Here is a 12855-nt window from a genome sequence, read left to right as displayed (position 1 = left end):
ATGGCTTTAAATGGGATCGTTCTTATATGAACATTAAATACATGAAGCTTTATACATTGATCGTGTGCTCTACGTTCTTTTTCATTATCTTTGCATGCGGTACTTATCTACTTTATCAACACGATATTGATACAAAAATTCACAATGAGCATGAAATACAACGGAAAACCTTTTATTCAGTTGTTGATAGTAAAGATACACTAGTTCCTATGTTTTCGAAGATGACGATTCCGACTTTAGCTGAGCAGAGGGAGTTAAAGCGTTATGTCTCCGATCATAAAGATGTTAGCAGTATATCTGTGATTTATAATGATTATTATGTATACAGTACATTTGGAAATCGCCTGTATTCAATGAAGATGAAGGCAGTAAAAGGTTTTAATATTAAGGTAAAAAGCTTACTAACGCATAAGCCAACCTTGTCTTATACGTTGCAAGTTGGAGCGAATACTTACTTAAAAATATATTTTAAACCGCTTCGTTTTAATGTTATCGATAGTATTGGTAGAGGCTATATTACCGTTTTTGATAATATTGAAATTGGTGAAGGTAATCAGTTAGTTAAGCATGATTTGTTAAATCATCGCGATGAGTACTATTTTCATCTCGACGACGCTGATTTTTTTGTTGATGTTGATCCGGCACTCGCTCTAAAACAATTTATTGAAACTAAATATGTTTACTTGTTAATGCTCTTATTGGGCTGCATGGTAAGTAGTTATACATCGGCCGCTTACTGCAAAAAAATCTGGGTACGAGTTTGTATCAAACGCAATATTATTCGTCCATACCTTCAACCCATTGTTAATAAGGAAGGCGATATTATTGGGGCTGAAGTCTTAGCTCGTTGGATTACTAAAAAAGGTCAGGTTTTACCGCCTTATTTATTTATACCCTATATAGAGAGTCAACACTTAACATCCTTGTTAACCTGCTCTTTGATGACACAGGTTTATCAAAGTCAGTTAATGGTTTTGAGTAAAAAACTAAAATTGAGTTTTAATTTGACGGAACGTTGTTTGTTTGACGAAAGTATTTATAAAGCGAGTTTATTATTGGCGCCTAAGTTTGAACTGGTGCTTGAGTTTACGGAATCAGCACCATTTTCGAATGTTCATGTGAAAGCGCGTATGGAAAAATTTCATCAAAATGGCATGTTCTTTGCGCTTGACGATTATGGTACAGGGTACTCTTCACCGTATTATTTGACGGATTATAATTTTGATTATTTAAAAATAGATCGTTGTTTTATTGAGCAAATTGAACATAATCCTAAATCGATTTATGTTGTTGAATCTTTAGTGCTATTAGCCCAAAAACTGGAGCTTTCTGTCATCTCTGAAGGCGTTGAAACAGAAAAACAAAAAAAGATGTTAGATCAATGGGGAATTAAGCAATATCAAGGGTTTTACTTTTATAAACCGATGTCAATAGAAAGCTTTATGGATATATATCGTTCTCACTAATATAGCATCTTAGTGATAACCCTGACTCTTCTTGCACTCTGTGCAAGAAGAGTTTTTTTAGCTCTGTCATTTTATAAGGTTAATCGTAAGTGAGTATTTGCTAACTCTAGTCTTTAACTACCTGGGTAGTTTTGCCGCGTTCTTTATAATCTTGTTGTTTTGCAAAAGTAGCGAGTTGTTTAAATTGAGCGGGTTGCCAGACCATATTGTTTGTGAGCTCAGGAGCGAGCGCGTTAAACGTTTCTTCATTGCCTACATTATGTAAATACAACTCCGCCCACATACCATTATTATCACCGTTGCTCAGTTCGGTAGATAAAGAAAGAGGAACTCCGTTTTTTACCCCATTAGGGTAGAGAGTTAATCCCAGTTGATAATCACGTTTTAACACCACCCACTTTTGTGGCAAACGTGTATTGTGATCCCACCACTGACCATTTAACTGCTGTATGTTGCGTTTGGTTTCTTCTGCTGAAACACTGCCTAATTGCTGTAATTGATCGTTAAAAGCATCAGTCATGGCTTGAGAAAAATCTGACGGAGAAAGATCGGGTTGCTGCTCTAGCACTTGTTTAGCTGTGATAGCACCTAACATGTTGGAATAGAGATCTTCAGGTGAAAAAGCAGAGACATATTCAGGAAAGCCAATAATTGATTCATAGCCAAACCACTGTGCGATTTCATGCCATTGTGCTAATCGAAAAGCTAATAGAGCCGCAAGCTCGAGACTCAGTGATTGTTTCTCTTTATTTGTAAGTAGTTGCTTATTCTCTTGTAACCGAATGTGGCGCGCCCGTAATTCCGTGGGTAAGATTATTCGATAATGGGATCCAAGATGCTGGCGAATTTGTTGATATAAATAATAAGTGAAATCTGCCGTATCTCGGACGTGAGCTGTATCGATAAATCCCCCCTTACTCGTAAAGATTAAGCCATTAGATTCACCGCCTAATCCGAATAAGCTTGAAATAACGCTTTGCGATCCATCGTTGTAGCTATGTTTACCGAGCATTGGTATATCGACAATATTCTCTACTGAGAAAAAAGGAATGGGCATACCTAATAATTCGGTTTTTAAATCTTGACCAAAGGCACAGCATGGACGCACGCCAATAGGCGCATCCAATGCTTTACTGTATGGGCTGACGAATAAAGCACAAAGGCTGAATGCTGCGATCAAAGGTGCGTGTATTTTCATTAAAAAGCTTCATTGATGTGAAAATAAAAACCGGAACTGTCTTTACCAATGGCGTAATCGACACGCACATTTATTCGGGGCTTAAAGGCAAAGCGATAGCCGACACCTAAACTAGGTAATAGCTTACTTGAAAGTAACTGCTCACTTTTATTGGCGATATTACCTCCGCCAAACCAGGTCACCATACCATGACGATGGTTAAAACGATGACGCCATTCTATTTGTCCAGACAGTAAATAACGATCACGGTATTGCCCTGTATAGTAACCACGCATACGTTTATCGTTACCCATTTCCGCATAGCCATACCAAGGAATATCACCATCAACCCGTTGCCCGTAGACATCCCAAGCAATAATGTTATTGCTATCAAGTTGAACATATTGACGGTAGTTCATGGTCAGGCGTGTGTAATTTTGATCAGAGCCTAATGTGGTTTTGTAATCAACCCATTCCGCGAACCACAATTGACCACGGTATGGGTTGGGTTCAAAATCTCGGCTGTCATATTCCAACGCAATGCTTATACCACTGCTTTGTTGATTTGAAAGTTTGTGCTCACTAACATCGTTAGTCTTTGCTAAGGTTTGTTGTGAATAATGTTGATAATCCCAGCCAACACTGACGTATTGATGAGGTAAAAACTGGTATGACACCTTTGGCGCAAGTTTGATGATCTGGCCGTTATACTCACGTTTATTGTTGTCGTTTTGTGCGGCAGCTTTTCCTACTCCCCAGTAATGTTGGGGGGAATGGCTGATCCATGCATCACCGATCAAGCGCAGTTTGTCTTGATTTAAGTAACTGCGATTTTCAACCCCTAATCCATAAGAGCCAGTTGAGGATAGATAGGATTTAATCGCTAATGTTGAATACGGTGTACTGGGTGTCCAGCCTGTCGGTGAGTAAAGTCCAACCGCAGCCATTCCAAATCCGACCCCTTGTTCAGGGTTAGCAAAAGGCCCCGGCAATACTCCCCAATCAATACCTTCTGAAGTATCAATCGTTTCACTAGCGCCGAGTTTTTCCAGTAGTTGATCTACCCAACCTGATTGTGTTGTATCAGCAAAGGCTAAGTGAGAAAAACTACAAATAATCAATAATGGGGAAAGTTGCCAAGGTTTCATTGCTGATCTCTGACTTAAAAACGAAAATCAATGGATGTAAATAGGCTGGAGCGATCGCCAAAGCCGGCTTCTGCCAATAAATACAGACTTGGATTGAGCTGATATTGCATCCCGAGGATTGGGTTCCATGGTGTCGACAGTTGTTGCTCGATATGGAAACTGCCATTTTTAATCCAAGGTTGTAACCCTGAAGGAAGATTGAGATCGGTGAGTTTGCCAGATAGCGATTGCTCAACATTTTGATACATCGCACCGGCCCAAACTCGTAGTGGTACACCTTGTTGATAAAAGTCGTAACCTACACGAGGGCTGATCACCCATGCAGAAATACTGCCGTCGATGACGGTTAGCTCTGTTTCGGTATAGCTGATATCAACTAAGCCAAAGAATCGCTTATAGCCACCGGCAAGCACTACACCACCACCATATAAGTAGCCATCAAGATCAAGCTTGAAGTTATCAATGCGGCCTTTGAGGTGACGGTCTGGGCGGTTTGGGAATAAAGGCTGAATAGCAACATCATAGTTCACTGCAGTTTCCGATTTACCCGTCATCTTGCCACCTAAGACATAGAGGTTCAGAAACGGAAATAGCCACATATCCGCCCGTAGGGTGAGCACTTCACTGGTTTGTTTGCCTTGCTCTGCTTGCATATCGATGTTGCGCACAAAAGAAGGTAGGTTAAGGCCATTAAAGCCAATGCTAGTTACATCAATGCCTTGCTCTAATGCCATGTAACTCAAATTAAAGCCAATCGGTTTGGGTAATTCGTAACCTAAAGCTTGAGCTTCTTCTTTCCAAAGAGGGAGAGTAAAAGATTGAGCATATGTATAAGTGGATGAGGAAAACGCTAGGCTACTAAGGAAAAGTGAATGCGCTAATCGCATGTGTGTAATGCCAGTTAAATTCTATAATGGCGCGCATTTTAAGTTGGCATTTGATTTAAGCATACTTAATGATTTATCTATAATGTAAGTATATGTTACATAACTATACCCAACTGATTTCAAGTTACCGAATTCAGAACATTGTTACAGTCCCTAGTTCAAGGAAAGCAAAGAAGTGTAATCGTTTTCTATTTCCAAATTGCATATACCTTTATGTTTATAGCGCTATTTTATTTGCCGTTTTCTGCTCGCTTGTGGAGGAAATCACAGAATTAACGATAAGTATTTCTTTTCTTTGGTGGTTTTTTATTTCTTATTAATTGATAAATTACTGATTTATATGTGGTTAATAAGAAAAATATGACATAGATCTGCTATTAATTTCCTTTTCCGCTTTGAAATGGAAATCAATCATCTACACATTAGCTCAACGTATCAATATTATGACCATATTCAATAAGTGGTGACACTTATATTACTAAGGAGAGATAAAGTGTCTGGAAATAAGTTTTCGGTTGATTACAGCATTTATGAGTTGGAATGCGAAGATACCTATAAAAAAGCAATTTCACTTTTAAAAGAAAATAATATTTTTCCTGATGCTATTCAGCAACAAATGTTATTTACACATTTAAAAGCAATGGTCATTCGCTCTTATACAAAAGAGTCATTACCAGAAATTGAAGTCGATATGTTTGAAGATATTTCCCCACTATCTCATCAATTATCAGCAGATGTGGTTTCTTGGTTCCCTACCTTAGCGTACGAAGAAACCTATTTATTATCAGTCCACTTTGAAGTGGCAAAAGAAAACGAATTAACGTGTGAATTAGGAGTGTAATTATGACAACTATTAAAGTAGTAATTGGTGATCGTTTAGGTAAAGGTCAAAAAGTTGGTTTGGGTGTAGAAGCGGCGGGCGGCGCTGTAACGGTGATCCCTGGTATGGCAGCAGATATGAAGCTAGGTGATGTGATGCACCAAGAGCAAGCTGATTTTGGTATTTCATTCTGTGGTAGTGGTGGTGCTGGGGCAATTACTGCCCAAACCAAATATGGTTACAAAGCACGTTACGGTATGCGTTCTGTTGAAGAAGGTGTAACAGCTATCAATGAAGGTTGTAACGTTTTAGGCTTTGGCTTTATGGATAAAGAAGAGCTTGGTCAAAAGTTAGTTGAAGCCTTTATTAAAAAGCATCACGGTTAATATGAAAAAATCTATTACTACGACGGTTGAAGTCAGTGGTAAAGGAAATACAAAACAATCAGCTTTTAGTTCTGCACTAAATAATGTTCAAAAAACAATTCTAAAAGAAACTAATAACGTTATTTTACGAATTGAACCTGTGGATGTTGAAATAATAAGTGCAGAACATAAACAAACTACTGAGAAGTTTATGTTCTTTTTCTTACCACGAGAAAAATCTATTTATTCCATCACTATTAATGTCACTGTAAATATTACATTAATAGAAACTGATGAATTAAATTTCAAACAAATCTAATTATTAGCTACGAACATTATTTGTGTCTACATATAAAGGTATATAAATGTTCTTCATTATTTTAATAAAGTCACTAATTATTGGTGCATTAGTGGGTGTTGGCGTGGGTGTCGGCGCTGCTCGTATGTATCACGCTCCAACTATTCAAGGTATGGGGGCATTCCGTACTTTAGGGGAATTAAACTCGTGTGAAGGGGATCCTGCTTCTCACTTCTCTTTCGGTTTAGGCTTTTTCTTCAATGCTTGGGCATCATCAGTCGCTGCTGGTGCATTTACCCAAGACGTTGACCACCGTATTTTACCGAACTGGGGCGCAGCGGCATTGATGGTAAAAAATCGTGATGTCACCCAAACCTTACATGATCCGAAGAAGATGGGTATTGCCTGCGGCATCATCGGTATGATTGTCGTGGCATTTCTTAACTCAACCGCATCAGCGGTACCTGAAAGCTTACAAATTACAGCGGTAAAAGTGCTGGTTCCGGCAGCAAACATGCTGGTTAACGTGGCGATGCCGGTGATCTTCTGGTTAGCAGCGATTGAAGCAGGTAAGCGTTCTGGTTTTTGGGCAACTATTTTCGGTGGTTTGGCACAAATGATCATGGGTAACGCCGTGCCTGGTTTAGTACTTGGTATCTTGATTGGTAAAGGTGTGGAAGATAGCGGTTGGAATAAAGTAACGAAAAGTATGTTGTTTGCCGTTATCGCTCTGTTTGTTCTAAGTGGCTTCTTCCGTGGCTTTGATATTGCGGTATTAGAATCCTTTAGCCTAACTGTTCCTGATTGGCTGCATTACATCCACGGAAGTATCAGCGGTAAATAACCGAGCCGGAGTTGAAGAAAATGGACGATAAATTAAAGAATGATTTTTGGTACGCTGACTGGTCTTTCCCATTCTTTGTTGGCTTGCTGTCATCAGGTGTTTTTGCTGGTACACACATGTATTACCTCTACGGTATCGGTGCTTTTAACGAGGTGGCTTTCGTCGCCATGTTAAGAGCGGGTATGGATACCGGTGTTTACGGTGCAGTAGCGGCGTTTGGTGCAAGTTTCCTTTTTGCTCGCATCATTGAAGGTTCCTTGGTGGGTATCTTAGATATCGGTGGTGCTATTCAAACTGGTATTGGTTTAGGTGTACCAGCACTGTTATTAGGCGCAGGTATTGTATATCCACTCGAAAACTTTGCTGCCTCATTGGTTGTGGGTTTCTTCCTTGGTGTCGCTATTGGTTATGTGATCATCCTAGCGCGAAAGTACACCATCAACCAAAGTAACTCGACTTACGGTGCCGATGTCATGATGGGCGCAGGTAACTCTTCGGGTCGCTTCTTAGGTCCTCTGATTGTGTTATCAGCAATTGCAGCATCACTACCAATCGGTATTGGCTCTTTAATTGGTGCGCTTGCTTTCTATCAATGGAATAAACCTATTACAGGTGGTGCGATTATCGGTGCAATGGTGTTTGGTTCACTGTTCCCTGTTGCTATCAGTTAATCCTTGAAAGGTTGTGCTCTGCATGTTGGGTGCAGAGCACAATAAAGGCAAAGCAATGTATGACGTATTAATTAAGCAAGGCAAGTTAGTGAGTGGCGAAGTGGTGGATGTTGCGGTTCTGAACGGCAAGATTGCAGCACTGGGTCAACTGGATGTAACAGCAAAAAAGGTGGTGGATTTAGCGGGTGATTTTTATATCAGCGCGGGGTGGATTGATGGTCATACCCATTGCTACTCCAAATCACCGATTTATAACGATGAACCAGACTTAGTCGGGGTTGAGACTGGCGTTACCACTGTGATTGATGCTGGTAGCGTAGGTGCCGATGATGTGGGTGATTTCTATCACTGTTGTCAGCAAGTAAAAACCAATGTTTACAGTATCTTAAATATTTCTCGAATTGGTTTGCTGCGACAAAACGAATTAGCCGATATGGCAGACATTGATGGTGAGTTAGTGAAACAAGCCGTCAATCAGTATCCCGATTTTATCGTTGGGATCAAAGCCCGAATGAGTGGCAGTGTGGTGGAAGCCAATGGTTTAAAACCGTTGATAAAAGCTAAAGAGATCCAACGTAATCAGTGCCCATTACCTTTGATGGTACACATTGGTAATAACCCACCTAATTTAGATGACGTAGCGGATTTATTAGGTGAAGGGGACATCATTACCCATTGCTATAACGGCAAACCGAATCGCATTTTAACTGCAGAAGGTGAGTTAAAACCGTCGATGCAACGTGCTCTTGAGCGTGGTGTGAAACTCGATGTGGGACACGGTGGTGCAAGCTTTAGTTTTGCAGTGGCAGAGCAAGCGATTAAACAAGGTATTTATCCTGACATGATTAGCTCTGACATTTATTGCAAGAATCGTATTCATGGCCCGGTGCGTAGTCTCGCTCACATTATGGATAAGTTTTTAGCGATTGGTTTACCGCTACAACAAGTGATTGATTGCGTCACAGTAAACGCTGCCAAGTTACTTAAGTTAGAAAATAAAGGGCAGTTAGAAGTAGGTAAAGATGCGGATTTAACGTTTTTCCATTTAAACACTGAAACTGTTGAGCTGGTGGATTCTGATAATGATCAGCGCAGTGGCAAGACGAGCTTAAAACCTGCCGCAGCCATGGTTGCTGGCAAGATCATGACGACAAATTACGGAGTAGGATTCGATGTCTTCAATTCATGAAAAATACCAATTAAAAGAAGTCATTAATGCGTCAGGTCGTATGACTATTTTAGGTGTTTCGACACCAACAGAAACCGTGATGGATGCGGTGCGTGATGGTCTTGGCCAGTATTTTGAAATGAAAGATCTGGTGGTGAAAACCGGTGCTTATATTGCCAAGTTGCTAAATGTAGAAGATGCGATTGTGGTTTCTTGTGCCTCGGCGGGTATCGCTCAATCAGTGGCTGCGGTGATTGTGAAAGACGATCCGTATTTACTCGAAAATTTACACGCTCACGCTCATAACGTGGCGTCAGAAATTGTGATGCCAAAAGGCCACAACGTTAACTTTGGTGCACCAGTCGGCACCATGGTGACATTAGGTGGTGGCACACTAAAAGAAGCGGGCTATGCCAATGAGTGTTCGCCTGCTCAGTTAGCCGCCATGATCACCCCGCAAACAGCAGCGATTTTATACATCAAATCCCATCACTGTGTACAAAAGAGCATTTTATCCGTAGCAGAAGCGGCAGCCGTTGCCAAACAGCATGACTTACCTTTGATTGTGGATGCTGCAGCTGAAGAAGATCTGCAGTGTTACTACAACATGGGTGCTGATCTGGTTATTTACAGTGGTGCAAAAGCCATTGAAGGGCCAACCAGTGGTTTAGTGGTTGGACGTAGCCAATATATTGCATGGGTGCGTAAGCAGTCATTAGGTATTGGTCGTGCAATGAAAGTTGGTAAAGAAGGCATTTTAGGTTTAACCCACGCCATTACCGAGTACCTGCAAACTGAAAAAGAAACTGGTCAGCAAATGGTGGCCAAAATGGAACACTTTGTGGCGCAACTCAAGACCCTTAATGGCATTGATTGCCGTGTGGTTTGGGACAGCGCAGGACGCGACATTGCACGTGCAGAAATCTGTTTTGATGAAACGGTATTAGCAATGACAACACCTGAGATTGTGGCACGACTTCAGGGTGGTGATCCTGCGATTTATTGTCGTGGCTACAAAGCTAATGATGGGATCATTGAAATAGATGTACGCAGTGTCACAAGCGCACAACTTGACGTTATTTATCAGAATATTAAAGCATTATTTTAAATTTTTAAGAGAACACCACTATGTCATTGAAAGCAAAATTCTACAAAAACCGCGTATGTTTAAACGTGTTGGCTGGCTCTATTGATAACGCAGCAGAAATCTATGATGCCGCAGAAGGTCATGTCTTAGTTGGCGTACTATCTAAGAACTACCCTGATGTACAAACAGCGGTTGAAGAGATGAAAAAATACAGCGATAAGATCAATAACGCTGTTTCTGTTGGCCTTGGCGCTGGCGATCCAAACCAATCGATGATGGTTTCGCTGATCTCTCAGCATATTCAGCCACAACACATTAATCAGGTATTTACTGGCGTGGCAACCAGTCGTGCATTAGTCGGTCAAGATCAAAGTATTGTTAACGGCTTAATTTCACCAACAGGCACTGTGGGCATGGTGAAGATCTCAACCGGCCCTTTAAGCTCGTGCAATAAAGAAGCGATCGTTCCTGTGGAATCAGCGATTGCGATGCTGAAAGACATGGGTGGTAGCTCGGTGAAATACTTCCCAATGGGAGGGTTAGAAACCCGTGAAGAATTCGCCTATGTCGCTAAAGCGTGTGCTGAGCAAGATTTCTGGTTAGAGCCGACAGGCGGGATTGATTTAGAAAACTTTGAAGAAATCATGCAAATTGCGCTAGAGGCCGGTGTAACTAAAATCATTCCACATATTTATAGCTCAATCATTGATAAAGAAACGGGTAATACTCGCCCTCAAGATGTGCGTGTTTTACTTGATATGACCAAGAATTTGTTAAAATAACGTGATCTGATTTAACGGACCGGAAACGGTCCGTTAATATTTATAAGTCTATGAAATATTGTGAAACAGTTAATATTTAGAAACCAATGTGAATATGACCCAGGTCTTATGACGCATTGTTTTCAAATGTTAGCCTCCGTATATAAACGGACATCATTTAACGGATTATTCAATGATTCAATTCCCTTATCCTCGTCTTAATTTAATTTTTGATGCACTGCTGATGCAGACACTGCCGCAGCAAGAGTTGGCACAACGTTTTGATGTTTCTACCAGAACGATTCGTACTGACATTTCAGCATTAAATGATACCTTAGCGCACTACGGTGCTCAGTTGTTATTACGTCGAGGTGAAGGGTATTACATTGATATTTATGATCAGCAACGTTACAGCAATATCACTCAGCAAACCCAACAAATGAAGCAGTCACCACGTAGTGTTAAAGATCGGGTGACATATTTGATGTTGCGTTTATTGAACCAGCAAGATGGCTGTAAATTGGATGATTTGGCTAATCAGTGGTTTGTCAGCCGTACCTGTTTACAGGCTGATATGACCGAAGTACGTGAGTTGTTTCAGTCATACCATTTAGAGATAGACAGCAAGCCCCATTATGGGCTGTTAGTGTTTGGCAAAGAGTCATCCATACGTGCTTGTATTGCCCATATCTTGTACCAATTTAAGGCGTCAGATCCTACATTTATCAATTTATGTGAGCTATTTTACTCTGAGTGTGATTTTGCACAATTAGAGCAGCCACTGTTAACGGCAATGCAGCAGAATAGTATTAATTTGACCGATGAAGGTCTGCATCAGTTAATGGTTTACTGTGGCGTGGCGATCAGCCGTTTAAAGCGTGGTTTGGGTTGCGATCAAACCACATGTGCTAACGTGCCAAATAATGCACTATCAGCAGCCAAAGAAATCGCAGCCTTAATGGCGAGCGAAACTCAAACCATTATCGAACCTTGTGAACTAAATCATCTCGCGATTCAAATTGCTGCCCGTCGCGTTACTGGGATCAAGCATTGGCATGTTGATGATCGTAATGACAATGATGCTGATGCTTTTATTGATCATTTACTTCATTTTATTAACGATCACTTTAATTACAACTTGCTCAATGATCTGCAGCTAAAACATGACTTACTGGCTCATGTTCATCCAATGTTACTGCGTGTTGAGCATCAAATAACGATACCCAATCCATTAGCTGATCATATTAAACGTTATTATCCGCTTGCTTATGATATGACTGTGGGTGCTGTATCTAGTTGGGACGGACGACAAATCCCAGATGGTGAAATTAGTTTTTTAGTGATGCATGTTGGTGTTGGAATAGAGCGTAATTATGTGCAAAAAAAAGAACAGCAGCCGATAGTACTGCTGGTATGTAACTCTGGCACATCGGTGATCCGAATGTTGGAATCTCAATTGCTTAAAGCTATCCCACAGTTAGTGATCCATAAAATGCACTCGATACGTGAATACGATGCATTACATGAAGTTACTGAAGACTTTGTGGTTTCAACAGAAAAGCTGGTGGTAAAAAATAAGCCAACCATGGTGTTTTCACCGATTGCTAGCTCTTTTCAATTAGAGCAATTGAATAAACTGGTGCATGAGAATAGTAACCATATTAATGCGTTAGGTAAGTTCTTTCAGCCAAGTTTATTCACTCGAATTGAAACGCCTATGACGCAACATCAACTTTTTGCGCAATTGTCTACAGAGCTAGAAGCAAAAGGGATTGTGCCAAGCCATTTTCACCCATCGGTTATTGAGCGAGAAAATATTACTTCGACCATGTTAGGTGACGGTATTGCGATCCCGCATTCTCTCGGTCTATGTGCTAAGCAAAGTGCAGTCTATACCGTCCTTTCGCCACAAGGGATTGAATGGGGAGAAGGAAAACGTGCCTATGTCATTTTCCTATTAGCGATCAACAAAGATGATTATGAAGAAGCCATGGGGCTTTACGATCTCTTTGTCACTTTAATGAAGAGTAAGGCGGTCGAACATTTGTTGGCATGTTATTCATTTGAGCACTTTACCCATGTTGCCAATGAGTGTTGGAATAACTGCAAGAAAGATTGGTAATTTATCAACTGTAAGTGGTCGATATAATAGAAGGAACTAAT

At 40.6% G+C, this 12855-nt stretch carries 13 protein-coding genes; 10 read left to right on the top strand and 3 right to left on the bottom strand.

Annotation, left to right across the window (positions count from 1 at the left end; genetic code table 11):
- Positions 1-299 precede the first annotated feature (299 nt).
- Positions 300-1466 (top strand): EAL domain-containing protein, encoded by a 1167-nt coding sequence (locus tag C9J41_RS19015; RefSeq protein WP_233220422.1) that lies wholly within the window; start codon positions 300-302, stop codon positions 1464-1466.
- Between the two features lie 106 nt (positions 1467-1572).
- On the opposite strand, the gene C9J41_RS19010 is transcribed toward C9J41_RS19015, so the two are convergent.
- Genes C9J41_RS19010 through C9J41_RS19000 form a run of 3 tightly spaced genes read right to left on the bottom strand, consistent with a single transcriptional unit; the run spans position 1573 to position 4678 of the window.
- Complete coding sequence (locus C9J41_RS19010; RefSeq protein WP_107294896.1) at positions 1573-2664, bottom strand: DUF4056 domain-containing protein; 1092 nt, start codon at positions 2662-2664, stop codon at positions 1573-1575.
- Positions 2664-3791: a BamA/TamA family outer membrane protein gene (locus C9J41_RS19005; RefSeq protein WP_107294895.1), complete on the bottom strand. Its 1128-nt coding sequence runs from the start codon at positions 3789-3791 to the stop codon at positions 2664-2666. Before C9J41_RS19005 ends, C9J41_RS19010 begins: the two co-directional genes overlap by 1 nt.
- Before the next feature lie 14 nt (positions 3792-3805).
- On the bottom strand, positions 3806-4678 hold the full coding sequence (locus C9J41_RS19000; RefSeq protein WP_107288024.1) for a hypothetical protein: 873 nt from the start codon (positions 4676-4678) through the stop codon (positions 3806-3808).
- Positions 4679-5171: 493 nt separating this feature from the next.
- Between C9J41_RS19000 and C9J41_RS18995 the strand changes: the two genes are divergently transcribed.
- The 9 genes from C9J41_RS18995 (at position 5172) to C9J41_RS18955 (ending at position 12814) form a co-directional block, all read left to right on the top strand.
- On the top strand, positions 5172-5519 hold the full coding sequence (locus C9J41_RS18995) for a transcriptional regulator (protein ID WP_107294894.1): 348 nt from the start codon (positions 5172-5174) through the stop codon (positions 5517-5519).
- 2 nt (positions 5520-5521) lie between these two features.
- A complete protein-coding gene (locus C9J41_RS18990) occupies positions 5522-5884 on the top strand; it encodes a glycine-rich SFCGS family protein (protein ID WP_060989724.1) in 363 nt (120 codons plus the stop codon).
- Between the two features lies 1 nt (position 5885).
- A complete protein-coding gene (locus tag C9J41_RS18985) occupies positions 5886-6182 on the top strand; it encodes a DUF4312 family protein (RefSeq protein ID WP_107208304.1) in 297 nt (98 codons plus the stop codon).
- 46 nt (positions 6183-6228) lie between these two features.
- Positions 6229-7005: a DUF4311 domain-containing protein gene (locus tag C9J41_RS18980; RefSeq protein ID WP_060989726.1), complete on the top strand. Its 777-nt coding sequence runs from the start codon at positions 6229-6231 to the stop codon at positions 7003-7005.
- 20 nt (positions 7006-7025) lie between these two features.
- Positions 7026-7676, top strand: a complete 651-nt coding sequence (locus C9J41_RS18975; RefSeq protein WP_107208305.1) for a DUF4310 family protein — start codon at positions 7026-7028, stop codon at positions 7674-7676.
- Positions 7677-7731: 55 nt separating this feature from the next.
- Entirely contained in the window at positions 7732-8865 is a 1134-nt protein-coding gene (locus C9J41_RS18970) for an amidohydrolase/deacetylase family metallohydrolase (RefSeq protein ID WP_107208326.1), read from the top strand.
- Entirely contained in the window at positions 8849-9952 is a 1104-nt protein-coding gene (locus tag C9J41_RS18965) for a DgaE family pyridoxal phosphate-dependent ammonia lyase (protein ID WP_107208306.1), read from the top strand. Before C9J41_RS18970 ends, C9J41_RS18965 begins: the two co-directional genes overlap by 17 nt.
- Before the next feature lie 20 nt (positions 9953-9972).
- A complete protein-coding gene (locus C9J41_RS18960; protein WP_107208307.1) occupies positions 9973-10713 on the top strand; it encodes a KDGP aldolase family protein in 741 nt (246 codons plus the stop codon).
- Between the two features lie 172 nt (positions 10714-10885).
- Entirely contained in the window at positions 10886-12814 is a 1929-nt protein-coding gene (locus C9J41_RS18955; protein WP_107208308.1) for a transcription antiterminator, read from the top strand.
- The last annotated feature ends 41 nt before the right edge of the window (positions 12815-12855 follow it).

It is taken from the genome of Photobacterium sp. GB-50, assembly GCF_003026755.1.
In the GTDB taxonomy this organism is placed as follows: Bacteria; Pseudomonadota; Gammaproteobacteria; order Enterobacterales; family Vibrionaceae; genus Photobacterium.
The sequence above is the reverse complement of the archived record's forward strand: the minus strand, read 5'-3'. Positions and strand labels throughout refer to the sequence as shown.

Bases quoted from the DNA above. Each gene is read 5' to 3' on its own strand.
- C9J41_RS19010 (WP_107294896.1), bottom strand. From the start codon at position 2,664: ATGAAAATACACGCACCTTTGATCGCAGCATTCAGCCTTTGTGCTTTA.
- C9J41_RS19005 (WP_107294895.1), bottom strand. From the start codon at position 3,791: ATGAAACCTTGGCAACTTTCCCCATTATTGATTATTTGTAGTTTTTCT.
- C9J41_RS19000 (WP_107288024.1), bottom strand. From the start codon at position 4,678: ATGCGATTAGCGCATTCACTTTTCCTTAGTAGCCTAGCGTTTTCCTCA.
- C9J41_RS18990 (WP_060989724.1), top strand. From the start codon at position 5,522: ATGACAACTATTAAAGTAGTAATTGGTGATCGTTTAGGTAAAGGTCAA.
- C9J41_RS18985 (WP_107208304.1), top strand. From the start codon at position 5,886: ATGAAAAAATCTATTACTACGACGGTTGAAGTCAGTGGTAAAGGAAAT.
- C9J41_RS18980 (WP_060989726.1), top strand. From the start codon at position 6,229: ATGTTCTTCATTATTTTAATAAAGTCACTAATTATTGGTGCATTAGTG.
- C9J41_RS18975 (WP_107208305.1), top strand. From the start codon at position 7,026: ATGGACGATAAATTAAAGAATGATTTTTGGTACGCTGACTGGTCTTTC.
- C9J41_RS18970 (WP_107208326.1), top strand. From the start codon at position 7,732: ATGTATGACGTATTAATTAAGCAAGGCAAGTTAGTGAGTGGCGAAGTG.
- C9J41_RS18965 (WP_107208306.1), top strand. From the start codon at position 8,849: ATGTCTTCAATTCATGAAAAATACCAATTAAAAGAAGTCATTAATGCG.
- C9J41_RS18960 (WP_107208307.1), top strand. From the start codon at position 9,973: ATGTCATTGAAAGCAAAATTCTACAAAAACCGCGTATGTTTAAACGTG.
- C9J41_RS18955 (WP_107208308.1), top strand. From the start codon at position 10,886: ATGATTCAATTCCCTTATCCTCGTCTTAATTTAATTTTTGATGCACTG.